The 25,900-nt window shown below is 64.5% G+C and carries 23 protein-coding genes and 1 pseudogene; 10 read left to right on the plus strand and 14 right to left on the minus strand.

Annotated elements, in window-relative coordinates; all coding sequences use genetic code 11:
• Positions 1-34: 34 nt before the first annotated feature.
• Both pmbA and ACK4OE_RS03765 read left to right on the plus strand, forming a co-directional pair.
• A complete protein-coding gene (pmbA, locus tag ACK4OE_RS03760; protein ID WP_409883152.1) occupies positions 35-1,477 on the plus strand; it encodes a metalloprotease PmbA in 1,443 nt (480 codons plus the stop codon).
• Positions 1,478-1,491: 14 nt separating this feature from the next.
• A complete protein-coding gene (locus tag ACK4OE_RS03765; protein ID WP_409883153.1) occupies positions 1,492-1,971 on the plus strand; it encodes a hypothetical protein in 480 nt (159 codons plus the stop codon).
• 68 nt (positions 1,972-2,039) lie between these two features.
• On the opposite strand, the pseudogene ACK4OE_RS03770 reads toward ACK4OE_RS03765, so the two are convergent.
• Positions 2,040-2,952: pseudogene (locus ACK4OE_RS03770) on the minus strand (LysR family transcriptional regulator).
• Between the two features lie 23 nt (positions 2,953-2,975).
• Here ACK4OE_RS03770 and ACK4OE_RS03775 point away from each other — a divergent pair.
• Positions 2,976-3,227: a hypothetical protein gene (locus tag ACK4OE_RS03775; protein ID WP_409883154.1), complete on the plus strand. Its 252-nt coding sequence runs from the start codon at positions 2,976-2,978 to the stop codon at positions 3,225-3,227.
• Between the two features lie 90 nt (positions 3,228-3,317).
• Here ACK4OE_RS03775 and ACK4OE_RS03780 read toward each other — a convergent pair whose 3' ends face one another.
• From ACK4OE_RS03780 to rpsU, 4 genes are all read right to left on the minus strand, one after another.
• A complete protein-coding gene (locus ACK4OE_RS03780; RefSeq protein WP_409883155.1) occupies positions 3,318-4,346 on the minus strand; it encodes a patatin-like phospholipase family protein in 1,029 nt (342 codons plus the stop codon).
• 38 nt (positions 4,347-4,384) lie between these two features.
• A complete protein-coding gene (locus ACK4OE_RS03785; protein ID WP_409883156.1) occupies positions 4,385-4,867 on the minus strand; it encodes a DUF2007 domain-containing protein in 483 nt (160 codons plus the stop codon).
• A gap of 131 nt (positions 4,868-4,998) precedes the next feature.
• Positions 4,999-5,445: a GatB/YqeY domain-containing protein gene (locus ACK4OE_RS03790; protein ID WP_409883157.1), complete on the minus strand. Its 447-nt coding sequence runs from the start codon at positions 5,443-5,445 to the stop codon at positions 4,999-5,001.
• A gap of 212 nt (positions 5,446-5,657) precedes the next feature.
• The gene (rpsU, locus tag ACK4OE_RS03795) at positions 5,658-5,870 is read right to left on the minus strand and encodes a 30S ribosomal protein S21 (RefSeq protein ID WP_005799779.1); all 213 of its coding nucleotides are present in this window, start codon (positions 5,868-5,870) and stop codon (positions 5,658-5,660) included.
• Positions 5,871-6,291: 421 nt separating this feature from the next.
• Between rpsU and ACK4OE_RS03800 the strand changes: the two genes are divergently transcribed.
• Positions 6,292-9,540, plus strand: a complete 3,249-nt coding sequence (locus tag ACK4OE_RS03800; RefSeq protein WP_409883158.1) for an EAL domain-containing protein — start codon at positions 6,292-6,294, stop codon at positions 9,538-9,540.
• A 131-nt stretch (positions 9,541-9,671) separates the two neighbouring features.
• Here ACK4OE_RS03800 and ACK4OE_RS03805 read toward each other — a convergent pair whose 3' ends face one another.
• Together ACK4OE_RS03805 and ACK4OE_RS03810 are read right to left on the minus strand one after the other, a co-directional pair.
• Positions 9,672-10,931, minus strand: coding sequence for an NAD(P)/FAD-dependent oxidoreductase (locus ACK4OE_RS03805; protein WP_409883179.1), 1,260 nt, complete (start codon positions 10,929-10,931; stop codon positions 9,672-9,674).
• A 110-nt stretch (positions 10,932-11,041) separates the two neighbouring features.
• Positions 11,042-11,392, minus strand: a complete 351-nt coding sequence (locus ACK4OE_RS03810) for a hypothetical protein (protein WP_409883159.1) — start codon at positions 11,390-11,392, stop codon at positions 11,042-11,044.
• 433 nt (positions 11,393-11,825) lie between these two features.
• Here ACK4OE_RS03810 and ACK4OE_RS03815 point away from each other — a divergent pair, with 433 nt between their 5' ends.
• The 4 genes from ACK4OE_RS03815 to ACK4OE_RS03830 all read left to right on the plus strand — a co-directional run bounded on the left by ACK4OE_RS03815 (position 11,826) and on the right by ACK4OE_RS03830 (position 15,545).
• On the plus strand, positions 11,826-12,389 hold the full coding sequence (locus ACK4OE_RS03815) for a hypothetical protein (RefSeq protein WP_409883160.1): 564 nt from the start codon (positions 11,826-11,828) through the stop codon (positions 12,387-12,389).
• Between the two features lie 91 nt (positions 12,390-12,480).
• Positions 12,481-14,181 (plus strand): ATP-binding protein, encoded by a 1,701-nt coding sequence (locus ACK4OE_RS03820; protein WP_409883161.1) that lies wholly within the window; start codon positions 12,481-12,483, stop codon positions 14,179-14,181.
• Positions 14,178-14,867, plus strand: coding sequence for a response regulator transcription factor (locus tag ACK4OE_RS03825; protein ID WP_409883162.1), 690 nt, complete (start codon positions 14,178-14,180; stop codon positions 14,865-14,867). Before ACK4OE_RS03820 ends, ACK4OE_RS03825 begins: the two co-directional genes overlap by 4 nt.
• A 192-nt stretch (positions 14,868-15,059) precedes the next feature.
• Positions 15,060-15,545, plus strand: a complete 486-nt coding sequence (locus tag ACK4OE_RS03830; protein ID WP_409883163.1) for a DUF4124 domain-containing protein — start codon at positions 15,060-15,062, stop codon at positions 15,543-15,545.
• Between the two features lie 46 nt (positions 15,546-15,591).
• On the opposite strand, the gene ACK4OE_RS03835 is transcribed toward ACK4OE_RS03830, so the two are convergent.
• Complete coding sequence (locus ACK4OE_RS03835; protein ID WP_409883164.1) at positions 15,592-16,725, minus strand: sterol desaturase family protein; 1,134 nt, start codon at positions 16,723-16,725, stop codon at positions 15,592-15,594.
• 155 nt (positions 16,726-16,880) lie between these two features.
• Between ACK4OE_RS03835 and ACK4OE_RS03840 the strand changes: the two genes are divergently transcribed.
• Positions 16,881-17,369, plus strand: a complete 489-nt coding sequence (locus ACK4OE_RS03840; protein WP_409883165.1) for an acyl-CoA thioesterase — start codon at positions 16,881-16,883, stop codon at positions 17,367-17,369.
• A 29-nt stretch (positions 17,370-17,398) separates the two neighbouring features.
• Here ACK4OE_RS03840 and ACK4OE_RS03845 read toward each other — a convergent pair whose 3' ends face one another.
• From ACK4OE_RS03845 to ACK4OE_RS03870, 6 genes are all read right to left on the minus strand, one after another.
• The gene (locus ACK4OE_RS03845; protein ID WP_409883166.1) at positions 17,399-18,139 is read right to left on the minus strand and encodes a methyl-accepting chemotaxis protein; all 741 of its coding nucleotides are present in this window, start codon (positions 18,137-18,139) and stop codon (positions 17,399-17,401) included.
• A 151-nt stretch (positions 18,140-18,290) separates the two neighbouring features.
• Positions 18,291-18,965 carry a potassium channel family protein gene (locus ACK4OE_RS03850; protein ID WP_409883167.1) on the minus strand — a complete coding sequence of 225 codons (675 nt, stop codon included), beginning with the start codon at positions 18,963-18,965 and terminating at the stop codon, positions 18,291-18,293.
• Entirely contained in the window at positions 18,955-20,289 is a 1,335-nt protein-coding gene (locus ACK4OE_RS03855) for a TrkH family potassium uptake protein (RefSeq protein ID WP_409883168.1), read from the minus strand. The genes ACK4OE_RS03850 and ACK4OE_RS03855 overlap by 11 nt, the downstream gene beginning before the upstream one ends.
• Positions 20,290-20,467: 178 nt before the next feature.
• Positions 20,468-21,325 (minus strand): uroporphyrinogen-III C-methyltransferase, encoded by an 858-nt coding sequence (cobA, locus tag ACK4OE_RS03860; protein ID WP_409883169.1) that lies wholly within the window; start codon positions 21,323-21,325, stop codon positions 20,468-20,470.
• Positions 21,322-22,245 (minus strand): DNA-binding protein YbiB, encoded by a 924-nt coding sequence (gene ybiB / locus ACK4OE_RS03865; RefSeq protein ID WP_409883170.1) that lies wholly within the window; start codon positions 22,243-22,245, stop codon positions 21,322-21,324. Before ybiB ends, cobA begins: the two co-directional genes overlap by 4 nt.
• Positions 22,246-22,423: 178 nt before the next feature.
• The gene (locus ACK4OE_RS03870) at positions 22,424-25,294 is read right to left on the minus strand and encodes a molybdopterin-dependent oxidoreductase (RefSeq protein ID WP_409883171.1); all 2,871 of its coding nucleotides are present in this window, start codon (positions 25,292-25,294) and stop codon (positions 22,424-22,426) included.
• Between ACK4OE_RS03870 and ACK4OE_RS03875 the strand changes: the two genes are divergently transcribed.
• On the plus strand, positions 25,293-25,478 hold the full coding sequence (locus ACK4OE_RS03875) for a DUF1010 domain-containing protein (RefSeq protein ID WP_409883172.1): 186 nt from the start codon (positions 25,293-25,295) through the stop codon (positions 25,476-25,478). The genes ACK4OE_RS03870 and ACK4OE_RS03875 overlap by 2 nt on opposite strands.
• Positions 25,479-25,900: the final 422 nt, after the last annotated feature.

A 25,900-nucleotide genomic window follows, 5' to 3' on the forward strand; every position in this document is an offset into this window, starting at 1 on the left:
GTGCGCCACAGCGGCAAGTATCATAGCTGCCGCTATGAATAAACCCTCCCATCGCGCCGCGCGCCCCCAAAGCGCCCCGGCTGCCGCGCAAGCTTCTGCTACCCCCCGCACCCCAGACAGTGGCTTCAGCTACAGCCGCCCGTTCTTTGAAGAGCTGGTGGACCGTGCCCTGGCGCACGCCAAAAAGCTGGGCGCCACCGACGCCGGCGCCGAGGCGTCCGAGGGCTGTGGTCTGTCGGTCAGTGTGCGCAAGGGCGAGTTGGAAAACGTTGAACGCAACCGCGACAAGTCCCTGGGCGTGACGGTGTACTTGGGCAAACGCCGTGGCAATGCCAGCACCTCTGATTTCTCCAACCAGGCCATCGAGCAGACGGTGCAAGCCGCATACGACATTGCCCGCTTCACGGCAGAAGACCCCACGGCCGGGCTGCCCGATGCCAACGACATTGCGCCGCCCGAATCGCACCGCGACCTGGACCTGTTCCACCCCTGGGCCATTGACAGCGAGGCCGCCGCCCGCATCGCCATGGAGTGCGAAGCCGCCGCCCTCAAGACCAGCCGCCGCATCACCAACAGCGAAGGCGCGGGCGTGTCAGCGCAGCAAAGCCATTTCTTCAGCGCGCACACGCGTGGCTTTCGCGGCGGCTACGCCAGCTCGCGCCACAGCTTCTCGGTGGCTCCCATCGCCTCGCTGCCCGGCCGCAATGCCGAGATGCAGCGCGACGCGTGGTACAGCTCGATGCGCGACGCCACCGAGCTGGCCTCGCCCGAGGCCGTGGGCCGCTACGCCGCGCAGCGCGCGCTGAGCCGACTGGGCAGCCGCAAGATTCCTACGACCCAATGCCCGGTGTTGTTCGAGTCCACCCTGGCCGCAGGCCTGCTGGGAGGATTTGTGCAGGCGGTCAGCGGTGGTTCGCTCTACCGCAAGAGCAGCTTCTTGCTCGACTCGCTGGGCAAGATGGTGTTCCCCAAGCACATCGACATCGCAGAAGACCCGTTCATCCTGCGCGGCAAGGGTAGTTCACCGTTTGACGAGGAAGGCGTGCGCGTGGCGCCGCGCAAAGTGGTCAAAGGAGGGCGCGTCGAAGGCTACTTCCTGTCCAGCTACTCGGCCCGCAAACTCGGCATGAAGACCACCGGTAACGCTGGTGGTTCGCACAACCTCACCATGACCTCGCGCCTGACCCAGTCCGGCGACAACCTGGACGCCATGCTGCAAAAGCTGGGTACGGGCCTCTTCGTGGTGGAGCTGATGGGCCAGGGCGTGAACTACGTGACGGGCGACTACTCGCGCGGTGCGAGCGGCTTCTGGGTCGAGAACGGCAAGATCGCCTTCCCCGTGCACGAGATCACCATCGCGGGCAACCTCAAAGACATGCTCAAGGGCATTGAGGCCGTGGGTGCGGATGCCTACAACTACGGGGCCAAGACGGTGGGGTCGATTCTGGTCAACCGGATGAAGGTGGCGGGGAGCTGAAGGCTCCGAAGTTCATGGCAACATCTGAACACGAAGAATTTCATCGCACGTTTCATGCGGCATTGGTGGCGTTTCTGGTGGTGGACGAGTCCTCCATCGCGGCTTTGCAAGCCCGGTTCGCTCAGTATGCGGACACATGGACCCGTGCAATGGCCTCTGGGTTTTACCGGGCCGCTCATCTCTATCCGGCGTTGATGGATTCAGAAAAGGACTTCTACGCCTTCAGTGCCGCAGAACTGGCGCAATTGGTTGCGCCAGGGATTGACACCGGGCCGGAATGCAGTGCTGACGTACGAAGCATCACGGCGGGATTCGAGGCCACACTCGCCTACGAGGCTACGGATGGAGCGCTCAAGCTGGAGCAGATCAACAGTCTTGCTAACGGTCTCGCCACCTTGTTGATTGCGAACCCTGCGTTTGCGGAGCACCGTGGACGGGAGCGCGTCCTTCAATCACTGTGCCGTGATGTGACCATAGATGTGATGGGTGAGTAGCGGCGGTGAGGGATTGGTAGGCGGCGCGGGAGGCGGTGCGATGCGACAGGCAGCACCGCCTGGTTGCGCTAAATCGCGTTGTTGTGGCGCGTTATCCCCCCGAATTCAACCAACACCGCCAGCACCCCCCCCCACGGCAGCCGGGGTCCGCGGCTGATGGCGGTGCGCCACGGCCATGGGGCGCATGAGCGGCGGCAGCAGGTGGCGGATATGCACGTCGGTAGCCCCTTGCAGGTCCCCCACCTCTTCCAGCGGCAGCAGTGCGGCGCACTGGCTGGCCGCGGCCAGGCTTTTGAGCGCACCGGGGTAGCTCAGCGCCAAAAAAGGCCGTGGGTGGTGCCCCGCCTGGCCAAACCAGTTGGCAATCAGCCCGTGCATCTGCGTGGCGGGCGCAAACGATGCCCAGCGGCGGCTGGCAAGCCAGTCAGGTGTCACGTGCTCGGGCGCCTCCCACGCGGCGGGCAGCAGCGCCACCATGGGGTCGTTGCGCCACGGGGTCTGGCGTACCTCTGCCAACGGCGGTTGTGGGCTGGCGACGAGGCCAATGTCCAGCGTGCCCGCTTTGAGCCGTTGCATGGATTCGGCCGACCCCACGGCCTCCAGTCGGATTTCAACGCCCGGGCTGCGCTGGGCCAGAGCCTCCAGCATGCGGGGCAACAGCAGGGTGCTGACCCCCGCTGATACGCCCACCCGCACAATGCCCTCACGGCCTGAGGCATGGCGGCGCACCCTGTCGATCAGGTCGTCGCTGGCCAGCAGCAGCTGACGGCCCTCTTGCACCATCAGTTGCCCGGCGGGCGTCAGCTCCGCCTGCCGTCTGCCGCGGATGACCAAGTCGGCCTGCAGGCGGGATTCCAGCTCCTTGATGTGCAAACTGACCGTGGGCGGAGCCAAGTGCAAGGCCTGCGCGGCAGCGGCAAACGTGCCCAGGTCAGCGATGGCGATCAACGTCTGCAATTGGTCCAGGTTGAGGGTACGCATCAGTTTTTCTGACTTTGATAGTCATGGAATTCAACTTTACAGATGGTAGCCTGCGCGCGAGCATGCCGGGCATGTTCTATCGCACCCGTCCTGACACCGCCATCGCCCCCGCCGCCCCCTCGCCGCCAGAGTCAGCGGCTGTGGAGACGGGCCCTCAAGAGCCTGCGTGTAAATCGGGCGCCGTCCGTCGCTGGCTTGCGCGCATGGGTGCTGCGTTGGACAGGGGGGAGCAGCGCATCATGGACAACTTCAAAGTGCCGCCCCATGGGGGTTAAAGCCCAGGCCATGTTGGCGTCAAGCGGCAAGTTCGCGGAGCGGCTGCTCAGGCCAGTGCCTGGTGCCCGGGATGTCTGTCCCTCAGCAAATTACTGGCCTGGGCAAGAATCGTCCAAGCCCGCCATCCCCGCCAGCCTTTGCAGGCGAGATCGGTTGTCCAGGCAGGCCTGGTGTTGCGCGTCAGACGCCTTTTGCAGGGCTGCACGGGTGGCCTTGTCGCGCTCGGCCTGCCACTGCGCCACCCGCTCCCGGATCTGCGGCATGGCCGCCAGGGCGGCCTTTTCGCCTTCCAGAATGGCTGCCGCACGCTGGCTGAAATCGGTTGCCCCAATGTCCAGCACCTTCGGCCGGATGATCACATCCGCCCGCGCCAGCTCCGCCTCGCCCAGCTTCTGCCCCATGATGGCAATCGACTGGTTCAGCGCGCCCAGCATATTGCCCGGTGAATGACCCCGCGCCTTGTTGGAGATGTCCACGGCGACCACCACATCGGCACCCAGCTGCCGTGCAGCGTCCACCGGCACGGGGCTCACGATGCCGCCATCCACAAAGTGGTACTTGCCGATGGTGACGGGCTGGAACACGCCTGGCACGCTGCTGGATGCGCGCACCGCCTGGCCCGTGTTGCCGCGCGCAAACACCGTGCGCTCGCCGTCCTCCAGTCGCGTGGCCACTGCCACAAAGGGCTTGGGCAACTGCTCCAGCGGCTTGCGGCGCACTTGTTCATTGACGTAGTCCTCCAGCTTTTGACCGAGCACCAGGCCGCCCGAGGACAGCTGCAGATCGCGGATGCGTGTTTCGTCCAGCGCAACTGCTTTTTCCTGCAGCTCAAACGCATTCATGCCGCTGGCATACAGCGCGCCCACCACGCTGCCCGCGCTGGTGCCTGCCACCACGGCAGGGGTCAAGCCATTGGCCTCCAGCATCTTGATGACGCCAATGTGCGCAAAGCCTTTGGCCGCGCCGCCACCTAGGGCGATGCCGATCTTGATCTGCGTGGGAGGAGGGGAGACTGCAGAAGTTGTGGGTGGGTTGCGGGGTATGGTGGTGCCGCAGGCCGTGATGGCAGCAGCCAAGCTCACAACGGCCACTGAGCGCAAGCAAGCCTTTAGACGCATAAACGGAAGGGCGCCCTTGCGTGAGTGGGAGCTCCGTTTCAGGAGCTGAGACCGCATGACATGCATCGCTTTTGTTTCCATGGCGGAAAGATCACCCCGAAGCTGAGCAATACCGACACTGCCAACCCAATGGACACCCAGCTTTTTTCCTTTCGGAACTGGCGCGATCGACATTGGGTGCAGGTCTGCGGGTCCACAGACTGTTCCTCCATCAGTGCCGCTTCAAGCACACCGCTGTCCCGCAATGCCAGTGCCTGGTGGGCTGCTTCCCGGTCCTGTTCGTGCACGAGCACTCGGACTCCACCCAGTACCAACGACATCTGCCAGTTCGCAGTTATGTGGTGTTCGTTCGTCAGGAATGACGGGATCCCTTCGGATTCAAGAAGTGCGCGGCATATGTGCGCGTCCCACGGACTGAGGTGGTGGTCGACAACCGCGAACTGATGCCTGCGCTGCATGGAGTTTGAAAAATCAAAAAAACCGATGGCCTGTCCGGATCTTGCAGATTGGTTTGGTGCCATGCACGGAAAAAATGTGCTACAAAAAACCTAGCTAGTAGCGTTTGAATTTAAAAGGATTCAGATAGATAAGAGTCTGAAACTGTTTTAAAAAAAGCGCTAATAGCTATCTTTTTGATGGCAGGATCAGCAAATCAACCCGCCAGCGCAGCCTTCACCGCCGCCGATACCTGGCCCATGTCGGCCTTGCCTGCCAGGCGGGTTTTGACCACGCCCATGACTTTGCCCATGTCGCCAGGGCCTGCCGCGCCCAGCTCGGTCACGATGGCTTTCACGGCAGCTACGGTTTCTTCGGCCGACATGCGCTCGGGCAAATAGCCTTGCAGCACGGCCATCTCGCCCTTTTCCTTGTCGGCCAGGTCCTGGCGGCCTGCGCCTTCAAAAGCGGCGATGCTGTCCTTGCGCTGCTTGATGAGCTTGTCAACGATGGCCACCACAGCCACATCGTCGAGCACCACACGCTCGTCCACTTCTTTTTGCTTCATGGCGGCCAGCAGGTTGCGGATGGTCAACAACCGCTCACTGTCCTTGGCGCGCATGGCGGTTTTCATGTCTTCGGTGATCTGGTCCTTGAGGCTCATGGCGGCTTCCTTTTGATGGTCAGGCAGAGACAAAGGGTGTGCACAAAGCCTTTCTGGCTAGGCGCAGCGCCGCAGACAGTCGTCTCGCTACGGCAAGGCGCTGCAACGACGCCAGAAAGGCTTTTTGCAGACCCGAAAAAACAAAAACCCGCGCTTGGCGTCCCTAGCGCGGGTTTTGGGACCCAAGCGAAAGGCTCGGGGCCGAAGATCAATCAGTACATCTTCTTGGGCAGTTGCATGCTGCGAACGCGCTTGTAGTGGCGCTTCACGGCGGCTGCCTTCTTGCGCTTGCGCTCGGCGGTGGGCTTCTCGTAGAACTCACGGGCGCGCAGGTCGGTCAGCAGGCCGAGCTTTTCAATGGTGCGCTTGAAGCGGCGCAGTGCAACGTCAAAGGGTTCGTTTTCTTTTACGCGGATCGTAGTCATTAGCTAATGGTTTTCCAAATGGTGCCTGCAGAGGGGCTTGGGGAGATCGGGCCTCAAGTCCGTACAAAGCGGTTTCCCCGTCTGTAACTAGTATTTGGCCGACGGGGCATTGCCAGCAAAGCCGGAGATTATAGCTGAACACAATTCCCGCTGTGTCACCTTTCAGCGCCTTCCCCGTCGCTCGCCAGGTGGGAGGGGGCTCTACGGGTGGCCTCGCTGAGCCCCTTCCAAAGCGGCACTGGTTTTGGGCCCGCCGGGCAAAAAGGGCTGTCCATGGCCGAGCGACTGGGGCCACAACTTTCCATCCCAGGGGAAACCCGTGTAATGGCGTGGAAATTGCTTCACGTTGTAACACTCATTCTCCGCTGTTGGTAGGTAGCCCGGGTCATCCACCCGGGTGCGCCTGCCGCAGGCACACAACATGGCATTCATGCACCGCGTATCGGGTTGGCTGGGCCGGCTCAGTGTGGGCCGCAAGCTCATGCTCATTTATCTGCTGGACCTGACAGCAGTCATCTTTGTCTCAAGCATCCTGATTCACGAGAAGTACCTGGCCATCGATTTCACGCGCAAGGAAATCGTGGGCACCACCTATGCCGCCGTGGTGCGTGACGGGCTGCTGGGCCAGTTTCTCGATGCATCGCAGCAGCCCCCGCAGGTGGCAGAAGTGTTGACGCGGCTGGCGGGTGTGCGTGCCGCGCATGACGAGCAGTTGCGCACGTCCGATGCAGGCCAGCGTTTCAGCACTGCGCTTGAGGAACTGCCCGTCAGCGCGCCCAAGGCGAGCGATACGCAGTCGCTCACCCGCCAGCGCAGCCAGTTGCTGCGCGAAGGGCGCGAGCTGCTGACCACCGTGGGCAATCAGTCCAACCTGATTCTCGACCCGGACCTGGACAGTTACTACGTGATGTCGCTGGTGGTGTTGCGGTTTCCCGAGCTGCTGCAGGCCGTGCACGACACCGTTATTTTTCTGAATGCGGCACCCAGCGGGCGCGGGCCGCAGTGGTCGTCCGAACTGCTCACGCTGGTGGGGCGCCTGGACGCCGTGATGCTGGGCATCGAATCGGACTACAACCAGGCCTTCATTGCAGGGTCGCCCGAGATGCGTGCGGCGCTGGTCGGCCAGCGCCAAGCGCTGAAGTCATCGCTGGAGAGTTTCCAGGCGCTGCTGCAAGGCATTGCAGCAGGCGAGTCGCGCCTGACGCTGGCGCAGGTCGGCGCGCAGCAGTCGCAGGTGCTGGGTGCGCTGCGCGACGCGTGGACGGTGGGCATCATGGACCTGGAGCGCCTGCTCCACCAGCGGGTAGACAGCCTGTTTGCGCGCATGTGGCTGCACCTGGGCACGGCGCTGGTGCTGCTGGGCTGCATCTTGGGCCTGGTGACCCTGGTGGCCCGGCAGATTGCCAAGCCGCTGCAGCAGCTAGCCCGCGTGGCAGATGAGGTGCGCACAAGCGGCGACCACACGCTGCGCGCGCACTGGAGCAGCCGCGATGAGATTGGCCGGCTGTTCACCGCTTTTAACGAAATGCTGTCCCAGCTTGACCGCGACCGCGTGCTGCAGCAGGAACTGGCTGCCAGCGCCCGTGCGTCCGAGGCGCAGCGCGAGCTGGTGGAGGCTTTTCCCATCCCGATGGTGGTCACGTCCATCCCCGAGCACGAGGTGCTGCATTTCAACGCCCCGGCAGCGCACTGGCTGAACGGCCGCACCACCGACCCGTGGGCTGCGGGGCTGGAGCCGGGCGTGCGCGCGCGGTTCTTTCAACGCCTGGCCGATCAGGGCTCGGTGGACGAGTTTGAGGTGCGCTGGAAGGGCAGCCCCGAGCCTTCCTGGGCCGTGCTGTCGGCGCGGCGCCTGATCTTTCAGGGACGCGATGCAGTGTTGACGGCCTTCACGCCGATCAACGTGCTCAAGGTGATGGAGCAGCGGCTGGAGCTGTGGGCCAAGGTGTTCGAAGCCTCGTCCGAGGGCATCATCATCATGAACGCCGAGCAGCAGATCATCAGCGTGAACAAGGCGTTCTGCCGCAGCACGCACTACGATTTTTACGAAGTCATCGGCGAAGACCTGGGCTTTTTGTTGGAAGAAGCCGGGGGCGAGCCGCTGTCGGCGCAGATCAACCGCACCATGCTCGAAAAGGAATCCTGGCAGGGCGAAGTGCGGTTTCGCCGCCGCTCTGGCGAGACGTACCCGGCCTGGCTCATGGTGTCTGCCGTGCGCGAGAGCAAAGGCGGTCCGGTGGCCAACCACATCGGCATTGCCATCGACATCACCGACCGCAAGCTCAATGAAGAGCGCATCCAGTTCCTGGCGCACCATGATGTGTTGACCGAGCTGCCCAACCGCTCACTCTGCGTTCAGCGCCTGCAGCTGGCGTTGGCCCAGGCGCCCATGACCGGCGAAAAGGTGGCCGTGCTCTTCATCGACCTGGACCGATTCAAGGCCATCAATGACACGCTGGGCCACCACATTGGCGATGGGCTGCTGCGCTCGGTGGCTGCGCGCCTCACGCAGGCCGTGCGCAGCCGCGACACCGTCAGCCGCCTGGGCGGCGACGAGTTTGTGGTGGTGATGCGCGACGTGGCCGGGCGTGAGGACGTGCAGCAACTGGTGGAACGGCGGCTGATCCCGCTCATCCGGCAAAGCCATCCGGTGGAGGGGCATGAACTGAACGTGTCCTGCAGCGTGGGCATTGCGGTGTACCCCGAGGACGGCAGCGACATCGACGAGCTGATGCGCCGCGCCGACGCCGCCATGTACGAGGCCAAAACCACCGGGCGCGACATGGCGCTGTTCTATTCGATGGAGACCGACCAGCGCGCGCTGGCCCGCCAGTCGATGGAGCAGCAACTGCGCCGCGCGCTGGAGCGCAACGAGTTCACCCTGCACTACCAGCCCCGCCTTGCCGCCAAGGGCGCGCGCCTGCTGGGAGTCGAGGCGCTGCTGCGCTGGAGCAACCCCACGCTGGGCCACATACCGCCCAGCGAGTTCATCCCGATTGCCGAAGAGACTGGCATGATCCGCGCGATTGGCAGCTGGGTGCTGCAACAGGCGTGCGAGCAGTGGGTGCGCTGGCAGCCCGTGGCGGGCGACTCCAATCGTGGCACTGCGGCGCACCCGCTGGCCGATGTGTCGATATCGGTCAACCTGTCGGCCGCGCAGATGGCCGACCCGCTGCTGGTGCCCGACATCGAGGCGCTGCTGGCCCGCACGGGCATGCCCGCGCATCGGCTGGAGCTGGAGATCACCGAGTCACAGCTCATGGACAACGCCCACGCGGCTGAACAGCAACTGGCTGCCCTCAAGTCACTGGGCGTGCAGTTGTCCATCGACGACTTCGGCACCGGCTATTCCAGCCTGGCGTACCTCAAGCGTTTTGACATAGACCGTCTCAAGGTCGATAAATCGTTTGTGCACGACATGCTGAGCAACCCTGCCGACATGGCCATCACCCGCGCCATCATTGCGCTGGGCCACACGCTGGGTTTGAAGATCGTGGCCGAGGGCGTGGAGGACCTGGCCACCGCGCAGGTGCTTGGCGTGCTGGACTGCGAAGAGCTGCAGGGCTATTACTTCAGCCGCCCGCTGCCGGTGGACCAACTGGAGGTCTGGGCCCGGCAGCATCGCGGATTGCCCGCAACGGGCCGGGATGCCGCGCTGGCATCTGTTTGAGAACGCGGGAGCGGAGCCACGCGCCGATTGCGGGAGGCAGCCCCCCGCCCGTTCGGGATGAGCCTTTCGAAGCCGGGTCTCGGACTCGATCAGCCCGCGATCCGCTGCCCGAAGACTGGCGCGAAAAACGTTCAGCCAGCTGCCTCTGCAAGCGGCAATGCCTGCGCGCACGCAAAGGCACTGGCCCAGGCCCACTGAAAGTTATAGCCGCCCAGCCAGCCCGTTACATCGACCACCTCGCCGATGAAGTACAGCCCGGGCTGCGTCTTGCACTCCATGGTCTGCTGCGACAGCACGCGCGTGTCCACACCGCCCAGGGTGACCTCGGCCTTTTTGTAGCCCTCGGTACCCGTGGGCGTCAGCTCCCAGCGCGCCAGCTGCTCGGCCAGCCGCGCCAGGGCCTTGTCCGATGCCTCCGCAATGGGGCGCTGCCAGTCGACCTCGCGCTGCGCCCAGGCATCGGCCAGGCGGCTGGGCACCAGGGTGGCCAGCTCGTTGGCAATCAGCTTGCGTGAACGCGCCTTGCCCTGCGCCAAGGCGGCGGGCAGGTCTACCGTGGGCGCGAGGTTGATGGTCAGTGGTGTGCCTTCTTGCCAGTAGCTGGAGATCTGCAGCACCGCTGGGCCCGACAGGCCGCGGTGGGTGAACAGCAGATCCTCGTCAAACGCCATGCGCGCCTTCTTGGCCCCGGTGCTGATCTGCACCGGCAAAGCCAGGCCCGACAGCTGCGCATACGGCGCCCAGCCCGCTCCATCAAACGTCATCGGCACAAGCCCCGGGCGGCGCTCGATCAGCGGAATGTTGAACTGCTGCGCCAGGCGATAGCCAAAGTCGGTCGCGCCAATCTTGGGGATGGACAACCCGCCCGTGGCTATGACCAGCGACCGTGCCACCACCGGCCCCCGGTCAGTATCAATTTGATAGCTGCTAGCGCTTGATGGATAAGCGCTAGAGGCTAAAAACGCTATATTTTTGACGCCACAAGGCTGCCAGTGCGTGACCTGGCCTGCAGCGCACTCGGCCAGCAGCATGGCAATGATGTCCTCTGCGGATCGGTCGGCAAACAACTGGCCCTTGTGTTTTTCATGGAAGGCAATGCCGTGCTTTTGCACCAGCGCAACGAAGTCGGCAGGCGTGTAGCGCGACAGCGCCGACCGGCAGAACTGCGGGTTCTGGCCGACAAAGTGCTTGTGCGGCGCGGCCGCGTCCAGGTCGCGGTTGGTGAAGTTGCAGCGCCCGCCGCCCGAGATGCGGATCTTCTCGGCCACCTTCTCGGCGTGATCGATGAGCAAGACCTTCAGGCCGCGCTGGCCCGCCTGCGCAGCGCAGAACAGGCCGGCGGCGCCGGCGCCGATGACGACGGCGTCGTAAGAATTTGAAGCGTGGGGCACGATAGGGCGAAAGGGGGCGGTGGCGGGGCCGCCATTGTCGCCGCAGCGATCAGGGCCGTCGCTCAGTGCCTTGTGGGCTACGCCCTTTTGCCGGTACACCCCGCCCGAGCTCACCACGGCGATGTCCACAAAGTTGGAACCATGGTGGTTTTGCGCGCTGAACTGGTAGCGCGCACATAGGCCACCACGGGCGGCCCAGCGACCACCCGCAGCGCGGCCTGTGGCGTTTGTGCGGCCATGGCCTTGGCGGCCTCGGCAGCGTCCGCGCCCTTGGGGCTCAGCGCAAACGCCCCCACCAGGGCGCGGCCTTCGGCTGCAATCGTCTTCTCGACAAGCGGCAGCAGCAGCTTGCCGAGGTCCTTGTTCTCATAAGCCAAGGTAATGCGCGAGGTTTGCACCGCCACCAGGTCGCGCGCGATCTTGATCACCTCACCTGCATGGCTGGCACGTGTGGTGAACAAACAAGGGTGTTGCTGCGCGCGTACAGCCTGTCAGCGGCTGGGTATGCGGTGCAATCAGTTTCTTCATCAAACAACTCCTGCTGGCGTCGGCCATCACGGCCCCAGGTGCGGCGATGGTAGGAGGGCTGAGGTCCGCGTCCGCAGTGGGCTTTTGCCGGGCGCGCGTCAAGTGGGCGACAGGCGATTGCCAGCGCTGCATCGAATGCGACCTCCATCGCGCAGAGCCTGGTTCATCAGGACACAGGGCGAACACCACGCGTGCGCGCTGCCGCTGCGCTACTTTTTTCGGGCCTTGTTCATCTGGTGTTCACGTTCTGCTCAGGTTCTGCTCATTCAGCATTCACAGCGCATCCATTCCAACTTGGTGAACTCAAGGTCTTGCAGGCAGCCATCCGGGCGTCAGCGAGATAAACCCATTCAACCTCCGAAAATCATGAAAACAAACACCTGCATTGCCATTGCCACCCTCCTGCTCGGCGCAGCCGTTTTGCCGGCTGCGGCCAAGGGCCCGGTGGTCAACCACGCCATCCTCGAAAGCGAAGTGCTGTCTGCCCAGAAAGCCTGGTGCAAGGCCCTGGTCGACATCAGTGCCATCAACACCGCCAGCGGCCCGGTGGCGGCCAAGGCTCTGGCAGAGAAAGTGATCGACAGTGCCTACGGCTACCAGATGGGTGCGGTGCTGTTCAAGCCCACGCTGACCACAGCGCCCCAGACGTTCCGCGTCACGCGTGAAGGCGCGCTGTCGTACTTTGTGGGCGGCAACCCGGCCTTCCCCAAGGACACCGGCTTTGCACTGAAGGGCTGGACTCAGTGCGAAGTAGCCAACAGCGCGGTTTTCATTGCAGGTGACTCTGCAAGCACCATGGGCAATGTGATGTTTACAGACAAGGCCGGCAAGGTCACGTCGGTCGACAAGACCTGGACTTTCGTCAAGGACGACGCGGGCAAACTGCGCATCGTGGTGCATCACTCTTCGTTGCCGTTTACCGGCAACTGACGCGTTGACGCACTGCGCGCCCCTCTTGAGGGGCGCTTCGATCACGCGTCCGCGCCCCTTCATAATTCAGGCCTTCTTTCGGGGCCTACCGATGTACCGCGCACGACTTTCTCTGGCATTTGCCGCTCTGGTGGCCCTGGTCTGTATTCAGGCCGCGTTTGTGTACTGGGGCGCCAATCGCGTCAATGACTACGCCCAGCACAGCCGGCTGGCCAGCGACATCCAGTCCGAGCTGTTGGACCTGTCGGCCAACAAGCAGCGCCTGCGCGTGTGGGCCATGCAGCGCCTGATGAACACCGATGCCCAGCCCGAGCAGCGCGATCGCCTGGTGGCCGCCATGGTCGCCAGTGCCACCAACCTCGATGACCTGGTGCAACGCGACCTGGCGTTGTGGACCGAGATCGCGCGCCGCGACGGCGTGAGCATGCCAGCCGAGGTGCCTCAACTGGTGGGCGTGACAGAGCTGCTGCACGACAACATCCAGGCGGTGCAGGCGCGGCTGGCGCAACTGGTGCCGCTAGAGCAGGGTGCCGATTTTCCTGCCCTGTGGGGCGAGCTGACCCAGGTTTTTGACATGGCGCGGGGGCGCGACCTGCGCGAGCTGATCAACGGCGCCATCGCACACCAGCGTGCTGCGGTGCCCGTGGCACGCGCAGCCACCGAGCGCGGCCTGGATGTGCTGCGCGGGCAGGCGATTGGAATGGCCCTCATCACCCTGGCGTTGGCCGCAGTGCTGGCGTTGCACCTGACGCGGCGCCTGCAGCGCCCGCTGGACCGCCTTCTGGAGGGTACGCAGGCCTTGCAGGCCGGTGCGTTGGACCACCGGGTGGCCACAGGCTCTCACGATGAATTCGATCGCGTAGCCCAGCACTTCAACGCCATGGCGGCCGAGCTGCAGCAACACCGCGCCCGGGCCGACGCTGCCCGCCGTGGGCTGGAAGATGCCGTGCAGGCCCGAACGCAGGAGCTAAGCGCCGCGCACGACACCTTGCAGCGCCTGGACCAGCGTCGCCGCCAGTTGTTTGCGGACCTGGGGCACGAGTTGCGCACCCCCGCCACCTCCATCCGCGGCGAGGCCGAGATCGCGCTGCGCGGCGGCGACAAGCCGGTGGAGGAATACCGCCAGACATTGGCGCGCATCGTGGGTGGGGTGGACCAGCTCACCCGCGTGATCCACGACCTGCTGCTCATCGCCAAGGCCGAGGCCGACCAGCTGGTGATGCACCCGGCCCCGGTGGACTTGCGCGCTCTTTTGGGCGACGCATCCGAGCAGGCCATGGCCCTGGGCGCGCCACAGGGTGTGCAGGTGCAATGGCTTGAGGATCAGCGAGGAGTCGATGGCGTGGAGGCACTGCCCACCGGTCCCGTGGCCGTGTATGCCGATGCTGACCGTCTGCGCCAGGCGCTGATGATCGTGCTGGACAACGCGGTGCGTTATTCCGCGCCAGGAACCACCGTGCGCGTGGGGCTGCGCGGCGCACCCGACGGTGTGCAAGTGGTGGTGCGTGACGAGGGCATTGGCATTGATGCGGATGAGCTGCCCCGCGTGTTCGAGCGGTTTGTGCGCGGGCGCCGGGCGCGTGCGCATCGGGCTGATGGAACGGGCATCGGCCTGTCCATCGCCCATGCCATCGTGCAGGCGCACCAAGGCGAAATCGATGTGGATAGCGCGCCGCTGCAGGGCACGGTGGTGCGCATTACGCTGCGGCGGGTGAACGCATCGCCGCAGCTTGATTCGGGCGATGGCACTCGGCAACAAGGGCAACAAGGGCAACGAGGTAGACAGGCATGAACAACATCCTGGTGGTGGAAGACGATGGGCGTGTGGCCGACTTTCTGGTGCGCGGCCTCAAGGCCGAGGGCTACCGCGTGGAGCTGGCCCGCACCGGCCCCGAAGGCCTGGCCATGGCCCGCGAAGCGGAGCCCGGTGTGCTGTTGATACTGGACCTGATGCTGCCCGGCCTGAGCGGCCTGGAGCTGTGTCAAACCCTGCGCGCCGAAGGCCGCCAGATGCCCATGCTGATCCTGAGCGCGCTGAGCAACACCGAAGACAAGGTCAACGGGCTACGGCTGGGAGCCGACGACTACCTGACCAAGCCCTTTGTGTTTGAAGAGCTGCTGGCTCGCATCGAGGCCCTTCTTCGCCGCGGGCGTGAGCAGCGCGCGCGCGCCAGCACCCTGCAGGTGGCAGACCTGTCGCTCGACCTGGAGCGCATGCAGGCGAGCCGCGCTGGTCAGCCCATCGTGCTCACGGCGCGTGAGCTGGCGTTTCTGGAGCTGCTCATGAGCGCGCCGGGCCGCGTGTACAGCCGCGAGCGCATTCTCTCCAACGTCTGGGGCACCAACGAGGACCCATTGACCAACGTGGTGGACGTGTATGTGCGCCGCCTGCGCGCCAAGATCGACGAAGGCCACGGGCTTGCGCTCATCAAGACGGTGCGAGGCTTTGGCTATCGGCTGGATGCCGCGACGGACTAGGCGGTTGGTGGCTGCTAAGTAGAAGTTCGCCCTTCCAACGTGCATCGAATGATGAGTGCTTATTAAACCTGTTCGGCGCGGACTCCTCCGCAGGAAAGGGGCGTCCGATGGGCGTCCGGCCCTTGCAGAAGGCATGAAGCAGAGTGCGCGCGGCGCGGTAGCATGCGGCATTCATCTGCCAAGGACTGTTCCATGAATCCCATCCGCTGTGCCGCCTGTAGCTTATTGCTGGCTTTCGTGGCCCCAGCCTGGGCCATCAATAAATGCACCGACGTCAATGGCAAGGTGTCGTTTCAGGATGCGCCCTGCGTGGGCCAGGGAGAGAAGATCGACGTGCGGCCTGCGATGCAGGGTGCCACGCCCATACCGCCCAGCCCCTCTGCGGCGCAAGAGGGCGCTTTCGGCCCGTCGTGGCAACGCAAGAACCATCTGCAGAGCCAGGGCATACCGCAGGCGCGCGCTGCCATCGAGCGCAATCAGCGGGAATGCGCGGCGGCGCCACAGCAGCAGGAAGGTGTCGCCCAGTCGGGGCCGCTACGGCGCAGTCTGGGGGCAGGCTCTCAGTTTGCGAAGGAGCGCGCGGACGCTGCCTCCAAGGACAAAGCCGCTTGCGAAGCGCGTACTCAGGAACTGCGCGGGCAATTGAAATCGCTCGAAGACGAGCTGTCCAATTTGTGATGCAACGGCCGGGTCATGCTTGCGCACTTCGGAGCGGCGCAGGCTTTTACCCCTTCCAGGTAAACGGAAACTTGAACTGCTTGATGAACCCGTTGGGCACGTAGTCGCCCAGCACGCCGTAGTGCTCTGGCCAGAGCTTGGTGCTTTTCACGGCGGTGCCAAACAGGTAGTCCAGAAACGCGAAGTGCGCGGCGTAGTTTTTGTCCAGTGCCTCGTTGTCCTGGCTGTGGTGCCAGTGGTGAAAGTTGGGCGTGACCAGCACGTAGCGCAGCGGGCCCAGGCGCACGCTCACGTTGGCGTGGTTGAACACTGCCTGGAAGCCCACGATGACGATGTAGGCGTCGATCACTTCCTTGGAGAACCCGAACACATAGATGGGCGCCAGCACCAGCGTGCGGGTGATGATGAGCTCCAGAATGTGCTGGCGCGAGCCTGCCATCCAGTCCATGCTTTTGACGCTGTGGTGCACGGCGTGCAGGCGCCACAGCAGGGGCACCTCGTGGTAGGCGCGGTGCGTCCAGTACTGCACCAGGTCGGCCACCAACACGATGAGGAACAGCGCCACCCAGAAGTTCAGGCCCTGCACCCAGCCTCGAATGCCGTCATTGGCAGCCCAGCCAAAAAACTTGTGCACCAGCAGGTTGGTGGCCAGCAGCACAAAGCCCACCACCATGTGGTTCACGATGAAGTGGTGAAAGTCGGTTTGCCATTCTTCGCGAAAGATGGGCTGGTCTTTGCGCAGGGCCCACAGCTTTTCGATGAAGATGAAAATCAGCGAGCTGCCCAGCAGGTCGAGGATGAACCAATCGAGGCCGATGTACAGCGTGTCGTCCGGGAAGTTCGGGTCCACTTCCACCTTGTGGCCGCCCAGCACCGCGGCAAGCGCGACCATTGCAAACGCGAAGGTGGACAACCAGCGCGACCGGTTGAACAGAATGTTGACCAGCGATATGCCACCCGCGATGGCCATGGCCACCAGCATGATGTTGCGGATCACCGCCACGTCGTAGCTCTTGCGCAGCTGCGGCGTGGTCAGGTACTCAGGGAAGTGGAATGCCAGAACGCCCAGAAAACACAGGATGGCGAGTGTGAGTGCAATCACCCCGGACACCAGACCCCGCCCGCGGCGCAGCGCGCCATGGCTTTCCGTGAACTCATTGAGCTTGTCGATTTCGAGCATGTTTCCCTCCGGCATCCCGTGCCTGCGTGCTGTTGAAGCGATTGACCACGATGGGTGTAATTGGTCTTCTACAAGCCTGAAACGGCTTGTGTGGCGCGAGTGTAGCGGGCCACAGCGCACCTATGTCACCGCCACCTCACCCCTAAAATCCGCGCATGAACATCCCTTCCCACCAACTCAGCATGACCGTGCTGATGTCCCCCGACATGGCCAACTTCTCGGGCAATGTCCACGGCGGGGCTATTTTGAAACTGCTGGACCAGGTGGCCTACTCGTGCGCCAGCCGCTATTCGGCCTGTTATGTGGTCACACTTAGCGTGGACCAGGTGATGTTCCTGCAGCCCATCCATGTGGGCGAGCTGGTGACGTTTCTGGCCAGCGTCAATTACACCGGCAGCTCGTCGATGGAAGTCGGCATCAAGGTGGTGGCCGAGGACATCCGCTCGCAGGTGGTGCGGCATGTGAACAGCTGCTTTTTCACGATGGTGGCCGTGGACGAGTCCCGCAAGCCTGTGCAGGTGCCGCCTCTGTCGCCGTCCACCCCGGATGAGCGCCGCCGCTGGGACGCTGCGCTGTTGCGCAAGTCGTTGCGCAAAGAGCTGGCAGAACGCTTTCAGCAAGTGCGCGAAACCACCACGCCTTAACAACAACGGGGCCTGCGCAGCGCGGCGCGTTACGCTGCGTTGCGGCTGCGCCCCGCCAGCGACACCGCTTGCAGCGACAGGCCATCGATCTCGTTGGTGATGCCCGAGAGCACGTTGGCCACCACCGCAAACTCGCGCCCATGCTGCCCTGCGCGGGCGGCCATAACCTGGGCGTTGAAGCTCACCACCTTGGCCTCGCGCGCCACGGTCTGGATGGATGCCACGATGCCTGCCAGCTCTTTCAGCAGTGTTTCGGATTTGGCCTTGGCCACCCGGTCAAACGCCGTCGTGGCCGTGTTCAGCGCGTCCAGCGCGCTGTCCGTAGATTCCACCAGCCGCGCCAGGGCGTCGTCCACCCGCGGGCTCTGGCGTTCAGCCAGATCCAGCGCTGTGCCCACCTGCTGGGCAAACGCGTCGATGGTGGCACCCACGCCCGCAGGGCCGTGGTAGGCCTTGCGGATGATGTCTCCGCTGGCAGCATCCAGATGGCGGGCGGTGTCCACCAGCCGGGCCTGGCTGTCGGTGAACAGTGCCAGCGAGCTGCGCGCGGCCTTCATGTGCAGATCGCTGCCACGTGCGGCCAGCACCGTTTGCAGCACCATGCGCTGCGACAGCATGCGCTGGCGTGCTGCCAGGTTGACCAGCGACATGTCGTTGTCGCGACCTGCCACAGGCGCTGCCTTGGGCGGCAGGGAAAGTGCCGAGGAGGGCGTGGTAGGCGTGGAGGAAGTGGCCATGCCGTTGCGGGCGGAGAGGGGAAAGGCTGCCATGGTGTTCCTTGTGCTGGTTGCATCCAGATACAAACAGTCAAGCAATACCCGGGCCAGAGCCCCGCGTTGCGATGGTGGGTGGCGCGATGGAGTGCCACACCGATGACAGCCGCACCACGCGGCGTTGGCATACGCCCCTCAGGCGGAGGGTTCAGTACAGCGCCGCAAACCGCTCCACCATGCGCGTGGGGCCTGCCACGATGAGGTGGTCGCCCGGTTTGATTTCGGTGTCTGCCTTGGCGTAGATAAAGTCGATATGGCGGCGCTTGATGCCCACCACCGTGATGCCATGGCGTTTGCGCACGTCGGATTGGGACAGCGGTTTGTTGTGCGTCTCCATCGGTGCCCTGGTTTTGGCAATGGCAAAGCCGTCGTCAAACTCGATGAAGTCGATCATCTTGCCGGTGACCAGGTGCGCCACGCGCTCGCCCATGTCGGCTTCGGGGTAGACCACGTGGTGGGCCCCCACGCGCTCGGCAATGCGGCCGTGTTGCGGGTCGATGGCCTTGGCCCAGATGTCCTTGATGCCGAGCTGGCTCAGGTTCAGGATGGTGAGCACGCTGGCCTCCAGGTTGCCGCCGATGCTCACCACTGCATGCGCAAAGTCGGGCACGGCCAGCTGGCGCAACGTTTCAAGGTCGGTGGCGTCGGCCTGCACCACATGGGGTAGCACGCTGGAGAGCGACTGCACCGTGTCGGCATCGCTTTCGATGGCCAGCACATCGTGGCCCAGCTCCACCAGCGATTTGGCAACGCCTGTGCCAAACCGGCCCAGGCCAATCACCACCACGCTGCCCGACAGGTTCTTTACGGCTTTATCCAACAATGGGTCTCTCCTCGGGGTAACGGTAGTTGCGGCGCAGCTGGTTGGTGGCCAGGGCCACGGCCAGGGTGACCACGCCCACGCGCCCAATGAACATGAGCGCAATGATGATGGCCTGTGCGCCTGGCACCAGGTCAGCCGTGATGCCGGTAGACAGGCCGACAGTGCCAAATGCGGAAACCACTTCAAACAGCACCTTCTCCAGCGGCAGCGGCGTCAGCGGCAGTATGAGCAACATGGCCAGGCCCACCACTGCCGAACTGAGCACCAAGATGGTGATGGCCTGGCGTTGCACCGAATCAGCGATGCGACGGCCGCGAAACTCCACGTCGCGGTGGCCACGGATCTCGTTCCACACCACCAGCACCAGCACGAAGAACGTAGTCACCTTGACGCCCCCTGCCGTGCCCGCGCTGCCCCCGCCGATGAACATGAGGATGTAGTGCAGCGCCAGTGATTCGGTGCTCAGCGCACCGATGTCGAGCGCATTGAACCCTGCCGTGCGCGCCGACACCGAGGTGAACAGCGAAACCAGCCCTTTGTGTGCCCAGCCCATGGGTCCCAGGGTGCCCGGGTTGCTGAACTCGGCCAGAAAGATCACCACCGTGCCCAGCACGATCAGCGCCAGCGAGCCCCACACGGTGATGGCGGTATGCATGGACCACAGTGGGCGCTTGCGTCCGCGTTCAGCCAGCAACTCGTGCAGTACCGGAAACCCCAGGCCGCCGATGATGATCGCCAGCATGAGGGGAACAAGCACCAGCGCATCGGACGAAAACCGCATGACGCTGTCGCCCCAGGTCGAAAAGCCCGCGTTGTTGAAGGCAGAGATGGCGTGAAAGACACCTTGCCACGCCGCCTCGCCCCAGGGCATGTCGTAGGCCAGTGCAAACCGCAGACACAGTGCCAGCGCCATCAGCAGCTCCACCGCCACGGTCACCTTGAGTACGAGCTTGGCCACGCTTTTCACGTCACCTAGCGCCAGCGAATGGGTCTCTGCCTGCAGCAGCAGCCGGGTGCGGATGCGCATTTGCCCACTGATCAGCAGGCCCATCAGCGTGGCCGACGTCATCATCCCGAACCCGCCGATCTGGAACAAACCCATGATGAGGACCTGCCCCGAGCCGCTCCAGTAGGTGCCGGTGTCCACCACCACCAGACCGGTCACGCACACGGCCGATGTGGCCGTGAAAAGTGCCGTGAGAAAAGGTGCGCTCTGCCCTTGTGCATGTGCAAGCGGCAGCATGAGCAGCGCAGTGCCCAGTGCGATCACGGCTAAAAACGACAGCACCAGGACAACGGCTGGGTGCGCAAAACGAGTGTTCAAGCAAATTCCTGGGCGGATGGCGATGGCGCGCCTGCAGCTGCGTCGATGGGGTCAGGGCTGCCCAGAAGACGCGGCTTGTTGCAAGTGCGCGGCGATGCTATCAGCTTTGGTGTGCAGCCCTGGTGCTGGCTGACCGGGGTGTCGCGGCAAAGTGTTGCGTGCAGCGGCCGCGGCAGGGTCAAAAGGCCAGGCGTGTCCGGGGCGCTGGGGTGGCGTGGTGCCCGGCGTGTTGCTGTGCGGCATCCTGCGATGCCAGCGCTACACCCCGCACCACGTCGCCCACCACGATCACGGACGGGCTGGCCAGCCCTTCGCGCGCGATGGTGGCGTGCAGTGCGCCCAGCGTGGTGACTGCGTGGCGTTGCTGGGGCAGGCTGGCGTGCTGGATGATGGCCACGGGCGTGCTGGTGGGCAGACCGGTCAGCAGTTCCTGCTCGATGGTGGCGGCACCGCTCACGCCCATGTAGATGACCAGCGTGAGCTTGGCATCGCGAGCGGTTGCGGCCAGCTGGCGCCAGTCGGTTCCGGTGTCGCCAGGCTTGGCGTGGCCGGTGACAAACACCACGCCGTGCGCATGTTCGCGGTGCGTGAGGGGGGCGCCCAGCGACGTGAGCCCGGCCAAGCCCGCCGTGATGCCGTTGATGACGGTGACTGGCACGCCCGCTGAGCGCAGGTGCTCCACCTCTTCACCACCCCGGCCAAAGATGAACGGGTCGCCACCCTTGAGGCGCACCACGTTTTCACCCTCGTTCACGGCCATCAGCATCAGCTTTTCGATGAAGGCCTGCGGCGTGCTTTTGCAGCCACCGCGTTTGCCCACGTAAACGATGCGCGCGGTGGGCGATGCGTGGGCCACGATGGCGTCGCTCACCAGGTCATCCACCAGCAGCACGGTGGCCGCCTGGATGGCCTTGAGCGCCTTGATGGTGAGCAGCTCCGGGTCGCCGGGGCCTGCGCCCACCAGCGTGCAGCTGCCGCCAGTGCCCAGGTGGGGCTTGGACGGGGGCAGGGTGTTGGTGTGCGTGGGGCGGCTCATGGGGATGTCTCCGAATTAGTTTGTTCCGCAAGCTGCAAGATATGTTCCACCTGCCGCTCAATCGCGGGCGGAATGGGCAACTCGCCAGCAAGCACCTGGCGTGTGTAGGTGGCCGTGGTGGCAACGTCGATCTCGGCGGGCAGGCCGGGCACTTCGCTGGCTGTGCCGGGCTGTTGCGATTCGAGCACCGCGTGCACGCCGTGCACAAAGCCGTCGTAACGGGGTGTACGGCGGGGGTCGGTGGCCACCTCGCCCTCCAGCCCGCGCGAGAGCAGGGCGCTCATGCCCAGCGTGCGGAAGGTTGTCTGCAGCATCTCGAAGTATTCAGGGTGCGTGTACGCCGTCACCACCACCGAGGGGCCCGCGCATGGGCTCATCAGCTTGACCACGCTGTGCCCCGGGTTGCGCAGGCCCACCACCTCGCGCACAGCCAGCAAGCGCGCCAGGCCAGCGTGCAGGTGTTGCGTATGGATATGGCGCACGGTGCCGTTTGCTATTTTTTCAGGAGCTGTTAGCGCTGGTATATCAAGCGCTAGAAGCACATCTGATGCCAAAACCCGCCGCGCCTCAGTGCGCATGCCGTGCAGCAGCACGGGCAAGCCCTCGCGTGCCAGCAGCAGCGCGAGCAGCGGCGTCAGCACAGGCAGCTTGCGTGCACCGTTGTAGCTGGGCAGCACGATGAGCGGGCGGTCGGTGGCGGGCAGCAGCGCCAGGCGTTGGTGCGTGGCATCCAGAAATCCGCACATCTCTTCAGCCGTCTCGCCCTTGATGCGCATGGCCAGGCAGAAGGCGCCGATCTCCAGGTCGGTCACGGCGCCATCCAGCACTTGGCCGAACAGCTCGGTGGCCTGCTCGCGCGTTAGCGGCTTGGCGCCGCGCGCGCCGCGGCCGATTTCCTTGATGTACTGGCTAATGCCCATGGATTTGTGGTTTTTTGGTGGCGGGACTTGTGAAACAGGGCGCCAGCGTCGTTGTTTCGGCTTGCCGTACAGGCGTACTGTCTGCGCCGAAAGCGCCTAGCTGGAGCCCTGTTGCACAAGTCCTTGTGGGTATATTGGGGGCGAGGCGCTATTTTCGCGCAACCAAGCCAACTTCTGGTTATATGGTGACGTGGGCAGCAGCCGCCGCAGGTGCTGCAGCCAGAGGCCCCGTGGCGCGCACTGTGCGTTTGAGTTCGGGCAGGCACGATCCGCAGTTGGTGCCGCAGCGCAGCTTGCCCTGTAACTGCGCCAGACGGTCGTCGTCGGTGCCGTGGCAATGCGCCAGCTCACCAGTGATGGCCACATCGGTCACGTTGAAACAGGTGCACACCGTCTTGCCGCGTGACTGCACCGCCACCGGAGCCTTGGCGCCGGGCACCAGCAGCAGGCGGCCGTAGGTTTGCGCAGGCAGTTCCTCTTGCAGCAGGGTCTTGAGCCAGCCTTCGGCGCTGGTGTCACCCGCCAGCACGATGGCTTCGAGCGTGGTGGTGTCTCCCTCGGTGGATGGCCTGCGCACCAGCCGCGCGGCGCGGCGCTGGCCGCGTTTTTTGTCGGCGTAGCGCAGGGTGTCTGCGGTGTTCAGGCCGATCAAGGCCTCAATGCGTTCCAGCAGTGCGTCTGGCGGCGCCTCGTGCGCAGCGGCGCGCAACAGCACGCCGTTGCGTTCACGGCCGGGTTCGTCCAGGGGGGTGTTGTTGCTGAAAGGCACGCAACTCGCAAACGGGAACTCCGCCATCAAGTCCGACAGCGCCTCGCGCGCAGACAGTGCGCCGCTCGTGCCTTCTGCGGGCAACCAGGCCATGGCCAGCAGCGTCCAGGGCAGATCGGCCTTCAGCACTTTGACCGCCGCGTGTTTCAACTCGGGCTGTTTGGAGGTGGGGCAAAACGCTGAGGTGGTGAGCGCATTCACGCCCGCCAGTCGCTCGCCGGTGGCAGACACGCCGCTCAAAAATGCGCTGCCCCAGTGCATGGCCATGAAGGCCTGCGACAGCCCGAGCGTGGCATCGGCTTGCACGGGCACCACGATGGAGCCGCGTTTGCTGGTCACCTGCACGAGGTCGCCGTTGGTCAACTTGCGACGCTCCATGTCCTGCGGGTGCAGCTGAACACACGGCTCGGCCACATGGCCAAACAGGCGGCCCAGCGTGCCAGTGCGCGTCATGCCGTGCCACTGGTCGCGCAGGCGGCCGGTGGTCAGGCTGAAGGGGTAGCGCGATTCGCGTTGTTCGGCCGTGGGCTGCCACGCATGCGCGGCAAAACGCGCGCGGCCATCGGCGGTGGGGTAGACGCCGTCTTCGTACAGACGGGCCTTGCCGGTGGTTGCATCTGCAACGAACGGCCACTGTTGCGGGCCTTGAGATTCAAGCCGGTCCCACGACAGGCCGGTGATGTCCAGGTCGCGCCCGCGTGTGCTTTCGCGGTGTTCGTTCCACACGGTTTCAGCGCCCTGGTCGGCCGTGTCTGTGGCGTAAGGAAACAGCGTCGGCGCGCCGGGCCGCAGGCGTGCCTCCAACTGGTGCGCAAACTGCACCGCAATGGCCCAGTCGTGCCGCGCCAGGCCCGGTGCGGGCACGGCGGTGCGCACGCGCGAGATGCGGCGCTCGCTGTTGGTCACCGTGCCGGTTTTCTCGCCCCAGGTGGTGGCGGGCAGCATCAGGTCGGCGTACGCGCAGGTTTCTGCGGTGACGAACGCCTCCTGCACGATCACAAACTCGGCGCGCTGCAGAGCACGGCGCACCGTGGCCTGGTCGGGCATGCTCTGCGCGGGGTTGGTGCAGGCAATCCACAGGGCCTTGATTTCGCCGTCGGCGGCGGCCTGGAACATCTCCACCGCCGTCTTGCCCGGCTGGCTGGGCACATCGGCCACGCCCCACAGCGCGGCCACTTCGGCGCGGTGCTCGGGAAGGCCCAAGTCGCGGTGGGCGCTGAGTAAGTTGGCCAGGCCACCCACCTCGCGCCCGCCCATGGCGTTGGGTTGGCCCGTCAGGCTGAAGGGGCCTGCGCCGGGCCTACCGATCTGGCCGGTGGCCAGGTGCAGGTTGATCAGCGTGGCGTTCTTGGCGGTGCCGCTGCTGCTCTGGTTCAGGCCCTGGCAGTACAGGCTGAGCGTTGCTTTGGAGGTTGCAAACCACTTCGCAGCCGTGGTCAGGTCGGCCACAGAAATGCCGCAAACCTGCGCCGTGCGCTCGGGCGTGGCTTCGCGCACGAGGGCCTTGAGTTGTTCAAAGCCCGTGGTGTGCGCGCCGATGTAGTTGGCGTCGATCCAGCTTTCCCACAGCATCAGGTGCAGCATGCCGTTGAACAGCATCACGTCGCTGCCGGGCTGGATGGGCAAAAACAGGTCGGCCATGCCAGCCGTGTCGGTGCGGCGCGGGTCGGCCACGATGACCTTCATGCCAGGGTTGGCGGCGCGTGCGTCTTCGATGCGGCGGAACAGGATGGGGTGCGCCCAGGCCGCGTTGCTGCCCACGATGAACAGGCACTGTGCGTGGTTTACGTCGTCGTAGCAGGCGGGTGGCGCGTCGGCACCCAGGGTCTGCTTGTAGCCCGCCACCGCGCTGCTCATGCACAGGCGCGAGTTGGTGTCGATGTTGTTGGTGCCGATCAGGCCCTTGGCGAGTTTGTTGAAGACGTAGTAGTCCTCGGTGAGCAACTGGCCGCTGACGTAAAAGCCGACGGCGTCGGGGCCGTGCTCGCTGATGACCCGTGCGAATTGGTCGGTGGCCAGGGTCAGGGCTGCGTCCCACGTGACGGGCAGGGCGACTTTGTCGTTGCGCTGTGCGCGGTGCAGGGGGTGCAGCAGGCGGGTTTGCAGGGTGACGGGGCTGGTGGCGGTGAGGTGCAGGGTGGAGCCCTTGGTGCACAGGCGGCCGAAGTTGGCGGGGTGGGTGGGGTCGCCGCGAACGCCGGTGATGTGCGCGCCTTCGGATTCGATGATCACGCCGCAGCCTACGCCGCAGTAGGGGCAGGTGGATTTGGTTTCTTGCATGGCGTTGTTTTGGGTGTTTTTGGCTTCTAGCGCTTATCCATCAAGCGCTGGTAGCTATTATTTTTGTAGTATGCGATCTTCCCGCTATCCGTTCGGGCTGAACTTGTCGAAGCCGGGGCGTGCTAGTTGGGAAAGCATGCTTGGTTTCAGGGCGGGAGCCGGGAGTCGCCCGGCGGGCGAGTAACTTTCTTTTGGGTCGCCAAAAGAAAGTCACCAAAGAAAAGGCGACCCCCAGTCTGCGACCCCTTCGCTGCGCTACGGGGCGACCTGCGTCGGGGCGGTTGCGGGGTGCGCCGCAGAACTCACTTCGCGCTGGCGCGCTACGTTCAAACAACTGCGGCGAGTCAGATAACGAGGCATGCGCGCTTCGACGCGCATGCTCACCCCGTAACCGCCCCGACGCAGGCGCAGCCAGCAGGGGTTGGACAGCCGGACAGCCAAACACCCACACGGGCCATTGCTTCGCTCGGCCCAGGCTGCGCAGCGCGTGGCGCTTGCGCCCGCGAGGTGGTGCCGAGCGCAGCGAAGCGAAGCAATGGCCCGAGTGGATGTTTCTCCCCAATCCCCTCTGTATGCGCCGAGGAGCGCAGCGGGCGGGGTGGCATG

It is taken from the genome of Acidovorax sp. (assembly GCF_046314175.1).
Taxonomy (GTDB): Bacteria; Pseudomonadota; Gammaproteobacteria; order Burkholderiales; family Burkholderiaceae_C; genus Acidovorax.